Below are 18,548 nucleotides of genomic sequence, written 5' to 3' on the forward strand. Positions count from 1 at the left end.
TTTGAAAATTGATTAGAAAATATCGAAACCATGAAAAAAATACTCTCTTTTTTATTCTTAGGACTAGTAGTGTATGCCTGTGCAAAGGTTCCCCTTACTGGAAGAATGCAGCTTGCGGCTGTTCCCAATGAAGAAATTATGCCCTTGGTGAATGAACAATACCAAACATTTAAAAAGGATTCAAAACTCCTTTCCAACACTCCTGATGGCCAGAAAGTTGTCCGGGTTGGAGAAAGAATTTCTAAGGCAGTGGAAGAGTTTTTGGTAAAAGAGGGATATCAAGATTTGGTGAAATCTTTCAAATGGGAGTTTAATCTAGCCGAATCCGATCAAGTCAACGCTTGGTGTATGCCTGGAGGAAAGGTCGCATTTTATACAGCGATCATGCCGGTGTGCCAGGATGAAAATGGGATTGCAGTAGTTATGGGCCATGAGGTGGCTCATGCTGTAGCTTCTCATGCCAGAGAAAGAATGTCTAACGGAATGTTGGCTAATTTGGGGATTTCTGCGGTTTCGGTGGCTATTGGTCAAAATCCAACTTTAACACAGCAGATTTTCCTTCAATCCGTAGGTATTGGATCCGAACTGGGGATGCTGAGCTTTTCCAGAAAACATGAATTGGAAGCCGATGAACTAGGATTGATTTTTATGGCGATGGCAGGTTATGATCCTAGAACTGCTCCGGCATTTTGGGAGAGAATGGCAAAGGTTGGAGGAGAAGCCCCACCTGAATTTCTATCTACTCACCCAGGTCCGGATAGAAGAATCGAAAAATTAAACGCCAATATGGCAAAAGCCATGGAATACTATAATGCCGCTAAATAGGAGTTTTCTTTATCAATAAACAGTTGGCAAGTAAATACTGCCAACTGTTTATTGCCTACTTTTTATTTGGTACCAAATCCTCTAAGCTTTACCTGTGTCAATTTTCTTTTGGTGTCCAAAGGAAAATCTCCCTTCATCATCCAATCGTAGTAGCCAGGTTCTTCCTTCAGTGCCTGTTCGATGGTTTTGCCCTTATGCTTGCCAAAGTTGAAAATTTCCTCTCCTTGAGAGTTGAAAATAAATCGACCGGCAAGATCTACCATTTTTTCATTTACCAGATCATGGATTTTCTTCATGTCGTTCTCAAAAACACCCAATCGATTTCCCTGAAGATCCTCAACTTCTTCTCCTAAATACCTTTCTACTTGGGCTCTAAAAACATCTACCGTTGCTAAAGTATCGGCTTCTGCGCTGTGAGCATTTTCCAGTTTTCTACCGCAATAAAACTTGTAAGCTGCAGTCAGATTTCTTTTCTCCATTAAATGAAAAATCTTTTGAGCATCCAGAAGATTTCTTCTTTCCAGATCAAAATCAATCCCTGATCTGAGGAACTCCTCGACTAAAAGAGGAATGTCATATTTCAATACATTGAAACCAGCCAAATCTGCCTGACCCAGAAACTGGAAGACGTCCTTTGCTATATCCCTAAAAAAGGGTTCATTCTTGATGTCCTTGTCATAAATCCCGTGAATCAGGGAAGCTTCCAGAGGAATTGGAATACCAGGATTGACTCTTCTGGTAAAGATTTGCTGCCCTCCATCTGGAGTGAGTTTTACGATGGAGATTTCTACAATTCGGTCAGTAGATACATTAGTCCCGGTAGCTTCCAGGTCAAAAAATGCAATGGGATTCTTTAAGTTTAACTTCATTTTTTACTTGAATTTTGCTTTGATCGGTTCCAAATCCAGATTGTCATAATTCCCTGAACTCATCAAAAGCAAGTTGGTGTGATTATAATTTTGGTCCAAAAGGTACTCTTTTAATGCCTCACTTGAGGTAAAAAGTTTCAAATCCGGTCTTTTAAATCCCTCTCTCAAGGTTGGCTCATCCATCAATTCCAGCTTTTTCATGGCTACAGCATGCGGGTTGAGGTAAATAATTGCATCATCCGCTTCATCCATAGAATTCGCATAATTTGGAAGGAAAGCCTTATTCAGGGAAGAGAAAGTATGTAGTTCCTGAACAGCAATCAGCCGTCTTTCTGGAAATTGATTTTTAACTGCATTGACCGTGGCCTTGAGCTTGGAAGGTGCATGGGCAAAATCCCGAAAGAGAATTCCAGTTTCTCCTTTAGCCAATATTTCCTGTCGCTTTGCAGCTCCTTTAAAGCTTGGTATGGATTGGTAAAATTGTTCTTTAGAAACTCCAAGAGAAAGGCAAACTTCCAAGGCACCTTGGAGATTTTGAAGATTATGGTTGCCGAAAACTGAAATCTCTACCAAGCCAGAATCTGTTTTCAGATACGTTTTTCCATCTTTTATTTCAGCCGGATGGGCTTGGTAAGCTGTTTTTTGACCTGAAGTCGAGCTGGATTCGGCTGCAACTTTAACTAAGGGATCTACCTCACAATAAATCAATTGACCTGATGCTGGTGTTCGATCCATGAGTTTTGAAAATTGAGCCTTGTAGTCCTCAAAATCTGGGAATACATTGAAATGATCCCAGGCGATTCCGCTGACCAAGACAATATCGTGGTGATAATGAAAAAACTTTGGTGTGCGATCAATCGGAGAAGTGAGATACTCGTCTCCCTCGATGATAATAACAGGTGCATCGGATAAACCCACCATTAATTCAAATCCATCGATCTGTGCTCCAACCAAATAATCAAAATCTACTTTCTGATCTTTCAGTACATGCAGAATCATTGAGGTGATCGAGGTTTTTCCATGCGAACCTGCAATCACTACCCGTTTTTTGTCCTGACTTTGGTTAAAAATAAACTCAGGAAAAGAATAAACCGGAATGCCTAATTCCTGAGCTTTTATCAATTCAGGATTATCAATTCGTGCATGCATGCCCAAAATTATCCCATCAATATCCGAGGTAATTTTCTCAGGAAACCAGCCAAATTCAGGAGGAAGAATACCTGCCTTCTCTAATCTGGTTCTTGAAGGTTCATAAATTTCATCATCGCTTCCACTGACTTGATAGCCTTTTTTCACAAGTGCCAGGGCCAAATTGTGCATGACGGCCCCTCCAATAGCGATGAAATGATATTTTTTCATAAAAAAGGAATCTGGTTTTTTGCGATTCAAACATAGGAATAAAATCAGGCGCTGTGAAGTGCTTTCCTTATTCAAACTTGGATTTTTTGTGGCTATGCCATTTTGCCTATTTTCGCAGCATAATTTTTCGAAAATGCTTGACGATAAGTATGCCTATTTGACGCTCTCCTTGCTATATATGCTGGCATGGTTGGTTGTTTTTATCAAAAGTCCCTGGAAAAGCGGAATGATTAAAGTTGGGGCTGTCGGTGGAATAATGGGGGTATTAGCGGAGGTCTGGTATTTTCAGGATTACTGGAGGCCACCCACACTTTTTGGAGTTGGGATAGTCGGGATTGAGGATTATATCATAGGTTTTGCGCTTTTTGGGGTAGGAGGATATATCCATTCTTCATTCACAAAAAGAGAGATCGATTACGATCGACAAACCCCAGCAAAAAACAAGGATTTCTTTTTTCTCTGGCTAATTGGTTGTCTAAGTCTAACTGTTTTCAGTCTGATTTTTAAAATTCATTCAGGTTATGTTACCTTCTTGACTTTCATGGCTTTGGCGGTTTACATCTGGAGTCAAAGGCCCGATTTAATTGGCCTTTCCCTGATTTCTGGATTTGCAACTTTGGGGATCACCCTGATTATCTATTACATCAATTTCCAGATTCTCTTTCCCCATTTTTGGGATACTTATGGCATGCTGGATCAGCCTATTTTGGGACAAAAAATCATAGGAATCCCTTTCTCCGAAATCCTATGGCATTTTAGCTGGGCGATCTTGTGCTCCATGTTTAGGGGATATAGAAATGGGGTTTATTATAAAGAGAAGAAACCTGCCGAGGCTTGATTTTTGCTTAGAGTAGAGTGTTGATAAGTTTTGGAAAACTTGTTTAAAACTCTTCCCTTCCAGCAGATACATTTGTTACATGAGCGAGAATACCAACCAACCCAGAATTACACGAAAGAAGCCCACTTTTGAAAACCCAAGCAATCTTTTAGGAAAAGTCCCCCCACAAGCCGTAGACCTAGAAATGGCGGTTTTGGGAGCGCTAATGCTGGAAAAGGATGCCTTGACCAATGTGATTGATATTCTGAAAGTTGAGAGTTTTTACAAGGAATCTCACAAAGTTATTTTTCAAGCTATCCTAGATCTGTTTACTGACAGCCAGCCGATTGATTTGCTTACCGTTACTTCTCAGCTAAGAAAAAGTGGGGCTTTGGAAGTTGCCGGAGGAGCTTTCTATATCACGGAATTGACTTCAAAAGTTGCTTCTGCTGCGAATATTGAATATCACGCCAGAATTATAACTGAGCAGGCGATCAAAAGAGATTTGATCCGGATTTCTTCTGAAGTTCAGCGTGATGCCTTCGAAGAAACCACCGATGTATTTGAGCTCTTGGATAAAATGGAGCAAAATCTTTTCGAAATCTCAGAGAAAAATATCCGTAAAAATTATGCGGATATGCGGTCCATTATGCGTGACGCCATCTTGGAATTAGAAGAAAGAAAGAACCAAAAAGATGGCTTGACTGGGGTTCCTTCTGGTTTTACTGCCTTGGATCGGGTTACCTCAGGTTGGCAAAAATCTGATTTGGTAATTATCGCTGCCAGACCTGCAATGGGTAAAACTGCTTTTGTGCTTTCTGTTTTAAGAAATGCAGCAGTTGATCACAATAAGCCGGTTGCTATCTTTTCACTGGAAATGTCAGCGGTTCAGTTGGTCAATCGTCTGATTTCTTCTGAAGCTGAATTGGATTCTGAGAAAATCAAAAAAGGATCGCTCCAGGATCATGAATGGGCTCAATTGGTCCATAAAACCGCCAAACTTTCCAAGGCTCCACTTTTCGTGGATGATACCCCAGCACTTTCCATTTTGGAATTGAGAGCCAAAGCAAGAAAGCTAAAAGCTCAGCATGACATCCAGATGATAGTAATTGACTACCTGCAGTTGATGTCAGGGGATTCAAAATCTGGGGGGAATGGTGGAAATCGTGAACAGGAAATTGCCAGTATTTCCAGGGCTTTGAAAAAGATTGCCAAGGAGTTAAATATTCCCGTTATCGCACTTTCCCAGCTTTCCAGAGCAGTGGAAACAAGAGGAGGAGATAAAAGGCCTCAGCTTTCCGATTTGAGAGAATCAGGTTCAATCGAACAGGATGCCGATATGGTAATGTTTCTCTATCGTCCTGAATACTATGGATTCACAGAAGATGAGGGAGGAGCCTCACTTATGGGCGTTGGGGAAGTGATTATCGCTAAGCATAGAAATGGTTCTTTGGAAAATGTCAAGCTTAGATTTATCGGTAGATACACCAAGTTTACGGACTTGGATTCCGGAATTAACTATCCTTCAAACCAAGCTGGAGAAATCGGCTATTCTCACAAATTCACCTCTGGAGCATCTGGAGTTAGCTCATTTGACTCTGGCAATGTAATGAAGCTTTCTAGCAAGGCAAATGATGATTCAATCGATGATATCATCAAAGGAGATGGTGGACCAGTAGGATTCTAAAATGATGAGAGCAGTAGTATTAAAGCAGGGGATTGAGGAAAAAATACAGGTTTGTGATATTCCAAAGCCTAATCCTAAACCCGGAGAGGTTTTGGTGAAAATCAAAGCTTCAGCCTTAAATCATCGCGACGAGTGGAGCAGGAAAGGGCTGTATCCTAATCTGAAAGATGGGATAGTTTTGGGATCCGATGGGGCTGGAATTGTCGAAGCCGTAGATTCTGAATCTGATTCAAAATGGATTGGTAAGGAAGTGATCATCAATCCAGCTATTAACTGGGGTACAAGTCAACTGGCTCAGGGAAAGGATTTTGAAATATTGGGAATGCCACGAAATGGAACTCTTGCTGAATATGTAGCAGTTCCTGCAGATCGCTTGCATGAAAAACCTTCGCATCTTACCTGGGAAGAAGCTGCTGCATTACCCTTAGCCGGATTGACAGCCTATCGTGCTGTGGTTTATCAAGGACAGATCGAAGCTGGACAGAAGGTTTTGGTTACAGGAATTGGGGGAGGAGTTGCGCAATTCGCTGCTCAGTTTGCTTTAGTACATGGAGCAGAAGTTTCAGTAAGCAGTAGCGATCCTGAAAAGATTGAAAAGGCCAAAGCACTAGGAGCTAGTCATGGATTTAATTATACCGATTCCACTTGGACCGACCAGGCCAAAGAACTTACTGATGGATTTGACTTAATCATAGATGGAGCGGCTGGTGATACTTTAAATCAATTGATCCAAGTTTGTAAGCCAGGAGGGAGAATTGTTTTTTATGGAGCAACTAGAGGAAATCCTGGAAAATTAGAAGCTAGGCGGATATTTTGGAATCAGTTGAAAATCATGGGATCAACTATGGGTTCTGACGCGGATTTTCTCCATATGCTGAATTTAGTTTCTTCCAAAAAAATTAAGCCGGTGGTAGATCAAGTTTTCGCCTTAGAAGATGCAGTCAAGGCTTTTGACCGGATGAAAGCAGGTAAGCAGTTGGGGAAAATTGTCCTTACTCCTTGATTAACTCATAGGTCTGGGTGAATTCTTTCAAAGCGATTCTGTAGATCTCGCTTTTTTCCAAAGAAATAACCAGAAAATCTCCAGGTTTAACGACAATGGATTCCTTCCATGGGGCTTGGAATTCCAGTTGATCGGAATTCCCCAAATTTTGCAGATCTGAGGAAGAAACCTGAATAGCGTATATTTCTCCCAAAGGTCTGTAGCATCCCCATCCACCGGCCAAAGAATGCATTAATTCATATTTTTTGGCAAAAATATCAGGTTTGATGAGGTACCGTTCTTGGGCAGAGGTTTGATTTTCTACCAACCAATCCCCTTTAGAAGCAGTATTTTTTGTCTCAATTCCGTCACTTGTCTTGGTGATTACTACAAGACCTGCCTCAGCTTTTTTCGCCTTAATTAGACTTTTCTTTTTATATCGTTTCCCTTTCGAGTCCAGCTTGGGCAAAAAATAATTCAACATTTCTTTTTGAGTGAGCATAAGAAAAACCTGTTTCGATTTAATTGACCAGATCAATTTAGTAAATTGATTGTCAATTCTTTTGTGACAACTTTTAATCCTTGATTTTTATGAAAACCTTATCTCAAAAACTAGCTCCGAATGGTCCCAAGAAGATTTTAGCTCTGGATGGAGGAGGAATTCGCGGGGCGCTCAGTTTAGGATATCTTAAGCACGTCGAAGATATTCTAAGAAAACAGCACAATAATCCTAAACTGCTGCTCTCTGATTATTTTGACATGATCGGGGGAACGTCCACAGGTTCAATTATTGCCACCTTGTTAGCTCTTGGCTGGGAAGTAGATGACATAAAAGACATGTATTTCAAGTTGGGCAAAAAGATATTTGGGAAGAAATATAAATGGTGGAAGATTTTTGAAATCGATGATGCCTTTAAGGCTAAATACGATCACGCTGCTTTGGTAGAGCAGCTCCAAAACATTCTTGGAGACACCAAACTGGGAGATCAAGAAAAGATCAGAACTGCCTTAGTTATTGTGGCAAAACGTGCTGATACCAATTCTGTTTGGCCATTAAATAATCATCCAAAAGGGAAATTCTACGATTCTGGGCATGGAAATAATAAGGATATTCCGCTTTGGCAATGTGTACGAGCAAGTGCTGCGGCACCTACTTATTTTTTACCGCAGTCGATTGAAGTAGGGGGAGAAAATGGCTTTGCAGCATTTGTGGATGGCGGAGTAAGCATGGCAAATAATCCAGCCTTGCAGATGTTGATGGTAGCTACCTTAAAGGGGTTTCCATATCATTGGCCAATGGGTGAGGATAATATCCTTTTAGTTTCTATTGGGACAGGGATGACTCGATGGAAAAAAATGCCCAAGCAAATTACCAAATCGCATTTATTGAACTGGGCGGCAAATCTCCCTGATATGTTTATGCAGGATGCCAGTTGGCAAAACCAGCAGGTTTTACAGTGGATGTCCAATTCACCAACGGCCTTTGAAATTGATGCCGAAGTGACTGCTTTAGGAGATGATATTCTGAGCGATGAACCAGGTCGGAAAAAAGGCTTGATTTCTTATTTGAGATACAATTTATTCATTGATACCAAAGACTTGAATGAGCGTTTCAAGCCTTCCAAACCTTTTACCGAGGCAGATGTGGAAAGTCTGTCTGCAATGGATAATGCTGAAAATTGCCAGCAATTGTACGATTTGGGATTCAAGGCAGGAGAGCAGGAGGTGAGGGCAGTCCACTTTCCAGCCGGATTTATGGTTTAATCCTCTTCTAGATCTGTTTCAAAGAGAAAATTCTGGAAGGCATTCCGAAGTTCTTTCAGTGTCTTCTCTTCTTTTAGCTCCAAAGCCAATTGAATTCCCTTTTGAAAAATTGATTTCGCTTTTTCGATTTGATCTAGTTCAAAAAAGAAATGGGCTGAAGGGAAATAAACAGGTAGATAATTGGGGTGATTTTCTAATAAAAAATCAAAAAGTTTCCCTGATTCTACCTTATCTAAACTGCTTATTTCCAGTGCTAAAGCATAGTAATTAAAAGGGTTGTTGGGTTCTTCTTTTATGTACTCACGAAGTATTGCTACACGATCCAAATTGCTCATTAATAGTTTTTTTAATTAAGCATTGCCTGTTATTTTCACGCAAAATAAATCTAAAATAATCTAACTCTAAACCAATGAAGATTCTTGTATGTATCACCCACGTGCCGGATACGACCTCCAAGATTCAGTTTACTGCCAATAATACCAAATTTGATTCGACAGGTGTCCAGTTCATTATTGGCCCTTACGATGATTATGCTTTGGCGAGAGCTGTGGAGCTTAGAGATCAAACAGGTGGGAAATTAACCGTATTGAACGTAGGAGAGGCAGAAACCGAGCCGACCTTGAGAAAGGCTCTGGCCATAGGTGCAGATGATGCAATTCGGGTAAATACTTTTCCAAAAGATTCCATTTTTGTAGCCAAGCAAATAGCTCATTATGCCAAAGAAGGTGGTTACGATTTGATTTTGATGGGTAGAGAATCTATCGATTTCAATGGAGGAATGGTTCATGGAATGGTTGGAGAATTGTTGGGAATGCCTTCATTTTCTCCAGTGATGAAATTGGATATAGAGGGAACCACTGTTAAAATGGCAAGAGAAATTGAAGGAGGAAAGGAGTACTTAGAAGCTCAATTGCCTTTGATTGCAGGTTGTCAGGAACCTATCGCAGAATGGAAAATCCCAAATATGCGTGGAATTATGTCGGCTCGCACCAAGCCTTTGAACGTGGTTGAACCAGTTTCACAAGAGACTCAGGCAGAAGCTACCAGCTACCAGTTGCCACCAGCAAAAGGAGCTGTCAAATTAATCGATAAGGATAATGTCTCCGAATTGGTGAAACTTCTGAAAAACGAGGCAAAAGTACTTTAATCTATTTTTCTTAACATACATTAAATCAAGATAATATGTCAATCTTAGTATATATAGAACATGCTGAAGGAAAAGTAAAAAAGACCAGCTTGGAGGCGGTTTCTTTTGCTAATGCACTTTCAGCAAAAACCGGTGAAGGTGATGTAGTGGCTGTGGCTTTAGGCTCTATTGATGCATCTGAATTGGCCTCTGTAGGAAAAGCAGGAGCTGCTAAAGTTTTACATGCTTCTGATGCACGACTTAACGATGGAGTAATTTTAGCCCATGCCGAAGCAGTTGCTCAGGCATTTTCTTCAACTGGTGCTAAAACCTTGGTATTAGCCAAATCCTCATTGGGCGATGCAGTTGCAGCTCGATTGGCGGTAAAGCTGAATGCAGGTTTGGTATCTAATGTGGTTGAATTACCAAACACAACTTCTGGCTATTTGGTAAAGAGAAGTATTTATACCGGAAAAGCTTTTGCAGAAACCTCCGTTACCACGGAAAATAAAATTCTCGCTATTAAGAAAAATGCGGTAGACCTGAAAACCGATGGAGCAGATGCAGTTGTAGAAAATTTCTCAGTTACACTTGCTGATGCAGATTTTGCTTCAAAAATCACTTCAACTGAAAGAGCTACTGGAGAGATTTTGCTTCCAGAGGCAGACATTGTAGTATCCGGTGGTCGAGGAATGAAAGGTCCTGAAAACTGGGGAATGCTGGAGGAAATGGCAAAGGTTCTCGGTGCTGCCACTGGTTGTTCAAAGCCTGTTTCTGACATTGGTTGGAGACCACACCACGAACACGTTGGACAAACAGGTGTAAAAGTTGCACCTAGTTTATATATCGCTGTAGGAATTTCAGGCGCTATTCAACATCTTGCAGGTGTTAATTCTTCAAAGTGCATTGTAGTTGTCAACAAAGATCCTGAAGCTCCATTTTTCAAAGCAGCGGATTATGGAATTGTTGGAGATGCATTCGAAGTAGTACCTAAACTAACAGAAGCATTAAAAGCTGAACTTTAATTTTTGTGGAAAATTTGGTAGAACTGGAAATTCTAGGATTATCATCCAACCATTCGCAGTCAGGATCTTTTACCCTGGTCATGGGAGAAGTAGGTGGAACCCGAAGGTTGCCTATTGTAATCGGAATGTTTGAAGCTCAGGCAATTGCCATCGAGATAGAAAAAATAATTCCGAATAGACCTATGACCCATGATCTTTTCAAATCTTTTGCTGAAAGCTTCAAATTCGAAATTGAAAGAATCTTCATTTCCGATATGAAGGAAGGTGTTTTTTACGCCAAAATAATCTGTAAAAGCGGAAAGTCAGAGGTAGAAATTGACAGCCGTCCGTCTGATGCTATTGCTATTGCGGTAAGATTCAGTGCTCCTATTTTCTGTGCTGAAAAAGTTATGGCAGAAGCTGCAATTGAATTTACTGAGGAAGAAAGCAAAGCAGAAGAGAAAAGCGAGACCAAGACTCCAGTTCAAAAAGTTTCATCCAAAAAGGAAGGATCACTTAAAGATTACAGCCTTGACAAGCTTAACCAGCTTTTAGAAAAGGCAATTAACAATGAGGATTACGAAAAAGCAGCCCGGATAAGGGATGAAATAAATAAGCGAAATTGATCTTAAATAAAGCCCTGATTTTTTCAGGGCTTTTTTCTTGTTTGGCTTTGGAGTATTTTTAGCGCTTCGTTTCAAGTTGAACTTCATGGATTATATCAGAGGTGCTTTAGGGCTAGCCGTAATTATTTTCATTGCATTCATTTTTTCAAACAACAGGAAAAGGATAGACTGGAGACTAGTCATTATAGGAATCTCTCTTCAATTGGTTTTTGGCTTTTTGATCACCCAGGTTGAAATCGTAAAAAATGGGTTTCAATTGCTTTCAGAAGGCTTTGTTAAGTTCCTTAGCTTCAGTGAGGCTGGTGCAAGATTTATTTTTGGGGATTTAGCAGGGGATAGCTTCGGGTTTATTTTTGCCTTTAAGGTTCTACCTACCATTATCTTCTTCTCTACGGTTTCAGCAGGACTTTATTATTTAGGTATTTTGCAAAAGATCGTATACGGAATCGCTTGGGTGATGGCTCGTACCATGAGGCTTTCAGGACCAGAATCTCTATCTGCTGCAGGGAATATCTTTTTAGGTCAAACTGAGGCTCCATTGCTCGTTCGTCCCTTCATTCCTCAAATGAGTAAGTCAGAATTGATGTGTTTGATGACAGGAGGAATGGCTACGATTGCTGGGGGTGTTTTGGCTGGATATGTGGCTTTTTTGGGAGGTGACAGTTTGGAGGAGCAAAGTAAGTTTGCAGCGTATTTATTGGGTGCAAGTATTATGAATGCTCCTGCGGCCATCGTCCTTTCAAAGATTTTCATACCTGAAACAGAAAAGGAAATCAAACAAGATAAGCTCGAGGTAAATGCTGAAGCGATGGGGGTAAACCTAATCGATGCCATGTCTATTGGTGCAGCTGAAGGTTTGAAATTAGCCTTGAATGTGGGTGGGATGTTGTTGGCGTTTATTGCGGTTATCGCAGCGATCAATTACGGATTGAGCGGCTTAATCGGAGAATTTACCGGACTCAATGCTTGGGTAAATTCAAGCACTGGAGGGCAATTCACAGGTTTTTCATTGGAATATATTTTCGGTCAGATTTTTAGAGTTTTTGCCTGGGTGATTGGAGTGGATTGGGTTGATACTTTGCAGGTTGGAAGCTTGCTTGGACAGAAAACTGTAATCAATGAGTTTGTTGCATATCTAAGTCTTTCCGAAATGAAAATTGCTGGTACCCTTAGCGAAAAATCTATAGTTATCGCCACCTATGCGCTTTGTGGGTTTTCCAATTTCAGTTCCATTGCTATTCAATTGGGAGGAATTTCCATCATTGCTCCAAACCAGCAAGGAAACTTAAGTCGCTTGGGCCTAAAGTCTCTAATGGCCGCTTCTCTGGCTTGTTTGATGACGGCTACTATTGCGGGAATGTTGTTTTAAGGATTCTAAGTACAAAGTATCTAGTAGGATCATTCTAGATTTGTATAAATTGAAAAAGCTCGATTTCAATCTGAAATCGAGCTTTTTCTTTATCAAAGGGAGTTTTTTTCTTGATACTTGATACCAGCATCTAGATACTAATTCCTACTTTCCATACAACTGCTTACTAGCCTCCTCATATTTATCTCCTGCTTTCCAAACTGGCTTTTGATCCCAATTGGCAATCTTTTGAGCAGCTAATATATAGGCCTTCCAATAGACTTGAGCGTAATCCAAGTCGAAACTTTCTACCTGGTCTGCTGCTTTGTGGTAGTATTTCTGAATCTCATCATCAAAGGCGGTAAAGCCTAGGGAGAAAGTAGGAGCTGGAATTCCTTTTCTTGCAAAGTTTACATTGTCAGAGCGGTCATATAATCCCTGCTCTGGTGCCGGATCTGAAACGGCTTTGACGCCAAATTCCTGGGCTGCTTCTTCCATCATAAAATCAGCGCTTGTTCTTCCCAAGCCAATCACGGTGATGATTGAAGTATCGTTATAACCTGCTCCGTCAATATTTAGATTATAAACAATCTGATTTAAAGGAATCAGAGGATTATTGGCAAAATAAGCACTGCCCAATAGGCCTTTTTCTTCTGCAGTCCAAAGTGCCAATAGAATTGAACGCTTTGGAGGGTTTTGAGCGAAATACTTTGCAGCATTTAGAACTGCCACAGTTCCAATAGCATTGTCTCTGGTACCGTTGTAAATCGAATCGCCTTTTGCATCAGGAGTTCCTACTCCCACATGGTCATAGTGCGCAGAAAGAAGAATAAATTCATTCTTAAGAACCGGATCTGTTCCCTCGATCCATGCTAAGATGTTTTTGCCTTCTACAGAAGTATTTTTCTTTCCTTCTACTTGAATGGAAGCGGTTTTCAATTTATCAGGAGTTAAGGTGTTTTTCTGATCTTCAACCCACATGTAGGTCAAGTCACTTGCTGCTCCCTGATCCAATGTTAGTTGAGTCCGGTTTAAAAAATTAGAAACCAATTGCCAAGGAACTGATGGGGCATTAAATTTTTCGATGATAGCCACAGCTCCAGCTTCTTTAGCTCTCATGGTCTTTTCTCTACCGAGGGCAAATAGATCGGATGGACTTAGTCTACCCGGAGCACCTACATTGGCTACAGCAATCTTTCCTTTCAAATCTTTTCCCTGAAAATCCTCAGCCGATCCAAATCCGACATCGACCAAATCATAGGTACCAGAAAGGGATTTACCATCGATTACCAAGAGGGAAGTTCCTAGGTCAAATTCTTTATCTCCAATGCTTACTTTTCCGGTCTTTGGAGGGGAGGAAAGGCGAAATGGGATATTCTGATAGTAACCTTCAGCTCCCGGAACATTCTTGGTTCCATAGGCTTCGAGTTGTTTGGCGATATAGGAATACGCCAATTTCATTTCTGGTCGAGCGGGGTCTCTACCCATTAGCTCATCAGAAGACAAATAAGTCAAATGACTGATGGCTTCTTTTCCATCAAATTTCTTTTCAATATCCTGTTTTTGGGCAAAAGTAAGGGAACTTGCAGCCATGAATAGGCTTAGTGTCAAGGTGGTTTTATTCATAGGGTAATTATTGTATGGGTCTAAAGTAAGTCAATTTCCTCGTTTTGGTTTTAGCCATTCAGGATTTCAGATGGATTCCAGGTCAAATCCTTTATAATTTTTTGAAAATGAAGGGGAGGAGGGCAGGAAAGTGAGATTTTTTTTCCGGTCAAAGGATGCTCAAAACTTAACTTCCAGGCGTGGAGAAGCAGGTTTTGAAGGCCGAATTGCTTCTCGAAAAAAATGTTCTGCTTATTATCTCCGTGCTTTTTATCTCCAATAATGTAATGCCGAATATGAGCCAAATGCCTACGAATCTGATGAGTTCTCCCAGTCAATAATTCAATCTCTAGCAAGCTATACCGACTCGTAGGATAGCGTCCTGTTGAATTGAAGGAAATTTCCGATTCAGCCAAAACCCTATACTTGGTTTGAGCTTCTTGAAGCTTTTTGGATCGTTCGCTTTGCAGGGGATGATCGATTAATCCTTCTTTTTCCTTTGGAATTCCTCTGGCTATTGTCAGGTAATTTTTCTGTACCTCCCTTTCCATGAATTTAGCTTTGAGTGCAGGTAAAATGTCCTCATTTTTTGCAAAAAGAAGAATACCGCTGGTTGCTCGATCCAATCGATGTACCGGAGAAACCCATGATCCTATCTGATCCCTGAGTTGAATAAGGGCGTTTTCATCCTCTCCATAAGCCTGTCTAGTCCGGTGAACCAAAAGCCCAGCTGGCTTATCGATAATTACCAGATTTTCGTCTTCAAAGAGGATTTCAAGCATAAACAGTAAATATGGGAAATACTAAGGCGAGACACCGAAATCTATTTTGTTTGAAACCACATAGGTACATAGATCCTATTTGGGGATAAATTAGTTTTTCTATGTGGCTAATTGGTTAGAAAAATTGGTGCTTTTCAATTGTTTGTAATCTTTTAGAATATCGTACCTGAGCCAATGCATTCTTCGCCTTGATACCAAGCTACAAACTGACCAGAGGCTACGCCTTTTTGAGCATTTTCGAAAAGCACATAAAGCCCGTTTTCTCGCATCAATAAAGTTGCTTTGGAAAGAGGTTGGCGGTATCGGATTCTGGCTTCATATACAGCCGATTCTCCAGCTTGAAGTTTCAAGTCTTCTCTTATCCAATGAACCTGATCTTTTTTGACAAATAAACCAAAACGATTCAGGCCTGGATGATCTTCTCCTAAACCGGTATAGATTACGTTTTCCCGGGTATCCGTAGCAACCACGAAAAGGGGCTTACCTGTTCCTCCCACTTGAAGCCCTTTTCTTTGGCCTACTGTAAAATAATGGGCACCATTGTGCTCACCCAAAACTTTTCCTTGGTTTGGAGTATAATGAATCGGCAGACAAATCAAATCCAAAGTCTCCTGATCCCAATCCTGGGGTTCAATTCCTGCAGGAACTTTTAGCGTCTCAAAAACTGGTAAATTTTCAGGGATTTGAATGATTCGACCTTTTTTAGGCTTGAGTTGTTGTTGAAGAAAATCAGGCAATCGGACCTTGCCAATAAAGCAAAGACCTTGAGAATCTTTCTTTTCTGCTGTGATCAAATCTGCCTCTTTGGCGATTTTTCTCACTTCTGGCTTTTGCAAATGACCAATTGGGAAAAGTGCCTTGGACAACTGCTCCTGTGAGAGTTGGCAAAGAAAATAGCTCTGATCTTTGTTAGGATCCGCTCCGGCAATCAATTGATAAACAGGTTTTCCATCAACCGAAATCTCTCTTTTTTGGCAATAATGACCCGTGGCTACAAAATCTGCTTTGAGCTTTTGAGCTGCTTTCAGGAAAATATCAAATTTGATTTCCCGGTTACAAAGGATATCTGGATTAGGAGTCCGTCCGGCTTCGTATTCCGAAAACATGTAATCCACGATTCTTTCACGATATTCTTCACTTAGGTCTATAGCTTGGAAGGGGATTCCCAGTTTTTCTGCCACTAGCATGGCGTCAGTGGAGTCTTCCATCCAAGGACATTCATTGGAGATGGTGACGGATTCATCGTGCCAGTTTTTCATAAACATGCCGATGACTTCGTATCCCCGATCTAAAAGTAATTTGGCTGCAACACTGCTGTCTACGCCTCCTGAGAGACCGACAACTACTCGAGGTTTTGTCTTCATAGGTAATAATTAATGGATTAAAGGTCCATTAGGTTACGTGATGGAAACGATAATTTCCTTAGAATAAGTTCACGAAGGTATGGAATTGAAAGATTGAAAAATTGTAACATTGAAAAATTGATTGGGAAGGATTCTTATGGATTATTTTCCAATTTTGAAATATTCCAATATTCCAATCGAATGAATTCCCTCTTCCAACGAATTACTTCCGGGGCTTTTTTACCTGAACTTCAGTTCCAGACTTCCAGAAGTGGGGGGCCTGGAGGACAAAATGTCAACAAGGTGGAAACTAAGGTTCAATTGAGGTTTGATGTCAATAATTCTGTTGTTTTAAATGAGGAAGAAAAGTTGACTTTGCTTCAAAAAGCAAAAAATAAGATTGATCAAGAGGGTTTTCTACAATTGATGTCTCAGGAAAAGCGTTCCCAAATCCAAAACAAGGAATTGGTGATCAAGAAATTTTATGATCTTCTGAAAACAGTTTTTGCAAAGAAAAAAATCCGGAAAGCCACCAAACCCAGTAAAGGAGCAATCGAAGACCGATTAAAGAAAAAAAAGGCCCTCTCTGAAAAGAAGGCCAATAGAAAATGGAAGCCTTAATCAGGCTTTTTTCTTTTTCTTCATAGTCATAAAGAACAGGGTAAAGCCCGAAACGATGGTAGCCATCCCAAATAATGAAAAGGCTCTTAATAGGAGATTGTTAAAATTGTCTCGGCCTGCATAATCCATGGTGTGAAACATCCATAAAAAGTCAAACCATCTCCAACTACTATGTCTCACTCGCTCGAAATTTCCACTTTTGGCATCGATATATGCAACTAAATTTTCTGGGTGATCAAAGTGAATCGCCCAAGCGGGTAGGGGTCTTCCTCGATATTCGTGATGTGCTCCCGTTTCGGTGAGATATTCAGCCTCTTTAATCCCAAAATCTCCTTTGATATAGATTTTTGCAATTTCTTTGGCTTCCTCTTCGGTGATTTCACCTTTAAGTTCCCCAGTCTGGGCATTGAATAGTTTTTCCTCATTCACCCAATAGTGAGGTTGGTGACGGACAAATCTCAATTCCAGAGTCAAAATTTCTAAAGTAGAATCGAGTGAAGCTGGATCAACAAGATTAGATGCAGTCATATGCATCATATGATCCTGATGGAAATGATCTCCGTGAATTTCATCGATATCAGTCCAGGAAAAATAAAGTCCAGAAAGCGTCCAAAAGAAAAACTGAATCCCGATAAATACTCCGAGAAATCGGTGAATTCTTCTGGTATAGTATTGCTTGTTTTTTCTCATGCTGGGTGGGGAAAGAGAAACTTACTTTTTGGGCTCAGTTTCGAAATACAAATGATAATGTTTGCTGCATCCAGGATTGAAGCTGGATTTGCAATGAGGGCAGGTATTGTTGGAATCCATGTATTCCTGGATACCTAATTCATTTCCACAAACTCCACAAAGAATTGCCTTTTGGTTAAACTCAGTCTTTGGCCAAACTTGATGTTCATGGTCAGCTTCTTCTTCATGGCAGGAAAAGCATGGGTAATACTTATCACAGCATTTGAATTTGATGGCAATGATATCCAATTCTGAATGCCAATGAACGCAGCGAGTCTGGTTGTCGACGGGTTTACCAAAGACATTAATTCCACGGATTTGGGAGACTTTGAGTGGTTCCAATACTTTTTCTTGAGCTAAAGAAGACCAAGAAAGCAAGAATAATAAACCGAAAAGAAAGGTGATTCTAGGCATGATGAGGATATAAATTCAGAAAGCGAACTCAATAATAAAGTTCGCTTTCCAATCGAAATTAATTCATTGCGATGGTTTCTTCGACTTTTCCGCAAGTCAACATGGAACTTCCGAAAAGTGGATTTTTGATATCCTCAGAAGCGCTTAGCCAAATTCCCCCCGTGTTGTTCTTGTACATAGGGCAATATTGTTGGTAAAGCGTTCTGTCAGTTCCGGCGATTTTTAGAAGATCCTTCATCACTACGCTAAGGGCTTGAAAACTTTCTCTTTGCGCAGCAATATCACCACTGCTAAGTTTCTCAGCAAAATCAGTAGCCTCTACTTGCAATCTTTCAAGCTCTTCCAAGTCTTCACCTTTGGCACTTGCAATATCATAGGATTTTAGCGCAGCTACTAAGTCTTGACTTTTTGCGGCCGCGGTGGCTTGATCATCAGCTACCAAGGCATCTTTGACAGCCAAATAGGAATCAATTATGGATGAGGTTGTTTTTGATTCAGAAACGGCAGTTGTAATTGCAGTTGAGGCATCTCCAGAAGTATGACCCAAACTTTCGGCTTCCTGAGAGCCTGATTTTTCTCCGCAGGAGAAGATCAATAGAGAAAGAGATAAGGAAAATAGAATAGACTTTTTCATTTGGTAAAATTAG

General features: G+C 40.5%; 20 protein-coding genes. 10 read left to right on the forward strand and 10 right to left on the reverse strand.

Going from position 1 to position 18,548, the window contains the following annotated elements:
• Nucleotides 1-30 precede the first annotated feature (30 nt).
• Nucleotides 31-825, forward strand: a complete 795-nt coding sequence (locus DFQ04_RS03645; RefSeq protein ID WP_133552785.1) for a M48 family metallopeptidase — start codon at nt 31-33, stop codon at nt 823-825.
• A gap of 62 nt (nt 826-887) precedes the next feature.
• Here the strand turns inward: DFQ04_RS03645 and DFQ04_RS03650 are convergent, their stop codons facing one another.
• Together DFQ04_RS03650 and DFQ04_RS03655 are read right to left on the reverse strand one after the other, a co-directional pair.
• Nucleotides 888-1,694 (reverse strand): 3'-5' exonuclease, encoded by an 807-nt coding sequence (locus DFQ04_RS03650; RefSeq protein WP_133552787.1) that lies wholly within the window; start codon nt 1,692-1,694, stop codon nt 888-890.
• 3 nt (nt 1,695-1,697) lie between these two features.
• A complete protein-coding gene (locus DFQ04_RS03655) occupies nt 1,698-3,053 on the reverse strand; it encodes a UDP-N-acetylmuramate--L-alanine ligase (protein ID WP_133552789.1) in 1,356 nt (451 codons plus the stop codon).
• A gap of 133 nt (nt 3,054-3,186) precedes the next feature.
• On the opposite strand from DFQ04_RS03655, the gene DFQ04_RS03660 reads away from it, so the two are divergent.
• The 3 genes from DFQ04_RS03660 (at nt 3,187) to DFQ04_RS03670 (ending at nt 6,560) form a co-directional block, all read left to right on the forward strand.
• Entirely contained in the window at nt 3,187-3,891 is a 705-nt protein-coding gene (locus tag DFQ04_RS03660; RefSeq protein ID WP_133552791.1) for a lycopene cyclase domain-containing protein, read from the forward strand.
• A gap of 79 nt (nt 3,892-3,970) precedes the next feature.
• Nucleotides 3,971-5,557: a replicative DNA helicase gene (dnaB, locus tag DFQ04_RS03665; protein WP_133552793.1), complete on the forward strand. Its 1,587-nt coding sequence runs from the start codon at nt 3,971-3,973 to the stop codon at nt 5,555-5,557.
• Between the two features lie 4 nt (nt 5,558-5,561).
• Nucleotides 5,562-6,560, forward strand: coding sequence for a zinc-binding dehydrogenase (locus tag DFQ04_RS03670; RefSeq protein ID WP_133552795.1), 999 nt, complete (start codon nt 5,562-5,564; stop codon nt 6,558-6,560).
• On the opposite strand, the gene DFQ04_RS03675 is transcribed toward DFQ04_RS03670, so the two are convergent.
• A complete protein-coding gene (locus DFQ04_RS03675; protein WP_133552797.1) occupies nt 6,550-7,041 on the reverse strand; it encodes a hypothetical protein in 492 nt (163 codons plus the stop codon). The genes DFQ04_RS03670 and DFQ04_RS03675 overlap by 11 nt on opposite strands.
• Before the next feature lie 89 nt (nt 7,042-7,130).
• Between DFQ04_RS03675 and DFQ04_RS03680 the strand changes: the two genes are divergently transcribed.
• Complete coding sequence (locus DFQ04_RS03680; protein WP_133552799.1) at nt 7,131-8,303, forward strand: patatin-like phospholipase family protein; 1,173 nt, start codon at nt 7,131-7,133, stop codon at nt 8,301-8,303.
• Here the strand turns inward: DFQ04_RS03680 and DFQ04_RS03685 are convergent.
• Nucleotides 8,300-8,638, reverse strand: coding sequence for a tetratricopeptide repeat protein (locus DFQ04_RS03685; RefSeq protein WP_133552801.1), 339 nt, complete (start codon nt 8,636-8,638; stop codon nt 8,300-8,302). The genes DFQ04_RS03680 and DFQ04_RS03685 overlap by 4 nt on opposite strands.
• Before the next feature lie 74 nt (nt 8,639-8,712).
• Here DFQ04_RS03685 and DFQ04_RS03690 point away from each other — a divergent pair, with 74 nt between their 5' ends.
• The 4 genes from DFQ04_RS03690 to DFQ04_RS03705 all read left to right on the forward strand — a co-directional run bounded on the left by DFQ04_RS03690 (nt 8,713) and on the right by DFQ04_RS03705 (nt 12,428).
• Nucleotides 8,713-9,450, forward strand: a complete 738-nt coding sequence (locus DFQ04_RS03690; RefSeq protein WP_133552803.1) for an electron transfer flavoprotein subunit beta/FixA family protein — start codon at nt 8,713-8,715, stop codon at nt 9,448-9,450.
• 35 nt (nt 9,451-9,485) lie between these two features.
• Nucleotides 9,486-10,454: an electron transfer flavoprotein subunit alpha/FixB family protein gene (locus DFQ04_RS03695; protein WP_133552805.1), complete on the forward strand. Its 969-nt coding sequence runs from the start codon at nt 9,486-9,488 to the stop codon at nt 10,452-10,454.
• A gap of 5 nt (nt 10,455-10,459) precedes the next feature.
• Nucleotides 10,460-11,059: a bifunctional nuclease family protein gene (locus DFQ04_RS03700; RefSeq protein ID WP_133552806.1), complete on the forward strand. Its 600-nt coding sequence runs from the start codon at nt 10,460-10,462 to the stop codon at nt 11,057-11,059.
• A gap of 85 nt (nt 11,060-11,144) precedes the next feature.
• A complete protein-coding gene (locus DFQ04_RS03705; RefSeq protein WP_133552808.1) occupies nt 11,145-12,428 on the forward strand; it encodes a NupC/NupG family nucleoside CNT transporter in 1,284 nt (427 codons plus the stop codon).
• 144 nt (nt 12,429-12,572) lie between these two features.
• Here the strand turns inward: DFQ04_RS03705 and DFQ04_RS03710 are convergent, their stop codons facing one another.
• From DFQ04_RS03710 to mnmA, 3 genes are all read right to left on the reverse strand, one after another.
• Complete coding sequence (locus DFQ04_RS03710) at nt 12,573-14,033, reverse strand: M28 family peptidase (RefSeq protein ID WP_133552810.1); 1,461 nt, start codon at nt 14,031-14,033, stop codon at nt 12,573-12,575.
• A gap of 50 nt (nt 14,034-14,083) precedes the next feature.
• Nucleotides 14,084-14,794, reverse strand: a complete 711-nt coding sequence (locus tag DFQ04_RS03715) for a pseudouridine synthase (protein WP_133552812.1) — start codon at nt 14,792-14,794, stop codon at nt 14,084-14,086.
• A 152-nt stretch (nt 14,795-14,946) separates the two neighbouring features.
• On the reverse strand, nt 14,947-16,158 hold the full coding sequence (gene mnmA / locus DFQ04_RS03720; RefSeq protein ID WP_133552814.1) for a tRNA 2-thiouridine(34) synthase MnmA: 1,212 nt from the start codon (nt 16,156-16,158) through the stop codon (nt 14,947-14,949).
• Between the two features lie 180 nt (nt 16,159-16,338).
• Between mnmA and arfB the strand changes: the two genes are divergently transcribed.
• Nucleotides 16,339-16,758, forward strand: a complete 420-nt coding sequence (gene arfB, locus DFQ04_RS03725; RefSeq protein ID WP_133552816.1) for an alternative ribosome rescue aminoacyl-tRNA hydrolase ArfB — start codon at nt 16,339-16,341, stop codon at nt 16,756-16,758.
• Here the strand turns inward: arfB and DFQ04_RS03730 are convergent, their stop codons facing one another.
• The 3 genes from DFQ04_RS03730 to DFQ04_RS03740 are packed head-to-tail and all read right to left on the reverse strand — an operon-like array spanning nt 16,759 to nt 18,535.
• Nucleotides 16,759-17,448 (reverse strand): PepSY domain-containing protein, encoded by a 690-nt coding sequence (locus DFQ04_RS03730; RefSeq protein ID WP_133552818.1) that lies wholly within the window; start codon nt 17,446-17,448, stop codon nt 16,759-16,761.
• A gap of 21 nt (nt 17,449-17,469) precedes the next feature.
• Nucleotides 17,470-17,901, reverse strand: a complete 432-nt coding sequence (locus DFQ04_RS03735; protein WP_133552820.1) for a CHY zinc finger protein — start codon at nt 17,899-17,901, stop codon at nt 17,470-17,472.
• A 58-nt stretch (nt 17,902-17,959) separates the two neighbouring features.
• Complete coding sequence (locus tag DFQ04_RS03740) at nt 17,960-18,535, reverse strand: DUF3347 domain-containing protein (RefSeq protein WP_133552822.1); 576 nt, start codon at nt 18,533-18,535, stop codon at nt 17,960-17,962.
• Nucleotides 18,536-18,548: the final 13 nt, after the last annotated feature.

Origin of the sequence: Algoriphagus boseongensis (assembly GCF_004362805.1) — a bacterium.
Classification (GTDB): domain Bacteria; phylum Bacteroidota; class Bacteroidia; order Cytophagales; family Cyclobacteriaceae; genus Algoriphagus; species Algoriphagus boseongensis.

Coding starts and splice junctions, on each gene's coding strand:
- DFQ04_RS03695 (WP_133552805.1), top strand. CDS start 9,486: ATGTCAATCTTAGTATATATAGAACATGCTGAAGGAAAAGTAAAAAAG.
- arfB (WP_133552816.1), top strand. CDS start 16,339: ATGAATTCCCTCTTCCAACGAATTACTTCCGGGGCTTTTTTACCTGAA.
- dnaB (WP_133552793.1), top strand. CDS start 3,971: ATGAGCGAGAATACCAACCAACCCAGAATTACACGAAAGAAGCCCACT.
- DFQ04_RS03655 (WP_133552789.1), bottom strand. CDS start 3,053: ATGAAAAAATATCATTTCATCGCTATTGGAGGGGCCGTCATGCACAAT.
- DFQ04_RS03675 (WP_133552797.1), bottom strand. CDS start 7,041: ATGCTCACTCAAAAAGAAATGTTGAATTATTTTTTGCCCAAGCTGGAC.
- DFQ04_RS03685 (WP_133552801.1), bottom strand. CDS start 8,638: ATGAGCAATTTGGATCGTGTAGCAATACTTCGTGAGTACATAAAAGAA.
- DFQ04_RS03650 (WP_133552787.1), bottom strand. CDS start 1,694: ATGAAGTTAAACTTAAAGAATCCCATTGCATTTTTTGACCTGGAAGCT.
- DFQ04_RS03715 (WP_133552812.1), bottom strand. CDS start 14,794: ATGCTTGAAATCCTCTTTGAAGACGAAAATCTGGTAATTATCGATAAG.
- DFQ04_RS03740 (WP_133552822.1), bottom strand. CDS start 18,535: ATGAAAAAGTCTATTCTATTTTCCTTATCTCTTTCTCTATTGATCTTC.
- DFQ04_RS03670 (WP_133552795.1), top strand. CDS start 5,562: ATGAGAGCAGTAGTATTAAAGCAGGGGATTGAGGAAAAAATACAGGTT.
- DFQ04_RS03660 (WP_133552791.1), top strand. CDS start 3,187: ATGCTTGACGATAAGTATGCCTATTTGACGCTCTCCTTGCTATATATG.
- DFQ04_RS03735 (WP_133552820.1), bottom strand. CDS start 17,901: ATGCCTAGAATCACCTTTCTTTTCGGTTTATTATTCTTGCTTTCTTGG.
- DFQ04_RS03705 (WP_133552808.1), top strand. CDS start 11,145: ATGGATTATATCAGAGGTGCTTTAGGGCTAGCCGTAATTATTTTCATT.
- DFQ04_RS03680 (WP_133552799.1), top strand. CDS start 7,131: ATGAAAACCTTATCTCAAAAACTAGCTCCGAATGGTCCCAAGAAGATT.
- mnmA (WP_133552814.1), bottom strand. CDS start 16,158: ATGAAGACAAAACCTCGAGTAGTTGTCGGTCTCTCAGGAGGCGTAGAC.
- DFQ04_RS03690 (WP_133552803.1), top strand. CDS start 8,713: ATGAAGATTCTTGTATGTATCACCCACGTGCCGGATACGACCTCCAAG.
- DFQ04_RS03645 (WP_133552785.1), top strand. CDS start 31: ATGAAAAAAATACTCTCTTTTTTATTCTTAGGACTAGTAGTGTATGCC.
- DFQ04_RS03710 (WP_133552810.1), bottom strand. CDS start 14,033: ATGAATAAAACCACCTTGACACTAAGCCTATTCATGGCTGCAAGTTCC.
- DFQ04_RS03730 (WP_133552818.1), bottom strand. CDS start 17,448: ATGAGAAAAAACAAGCAATACTATACCAGAAGAATTCACCGATTTCTC.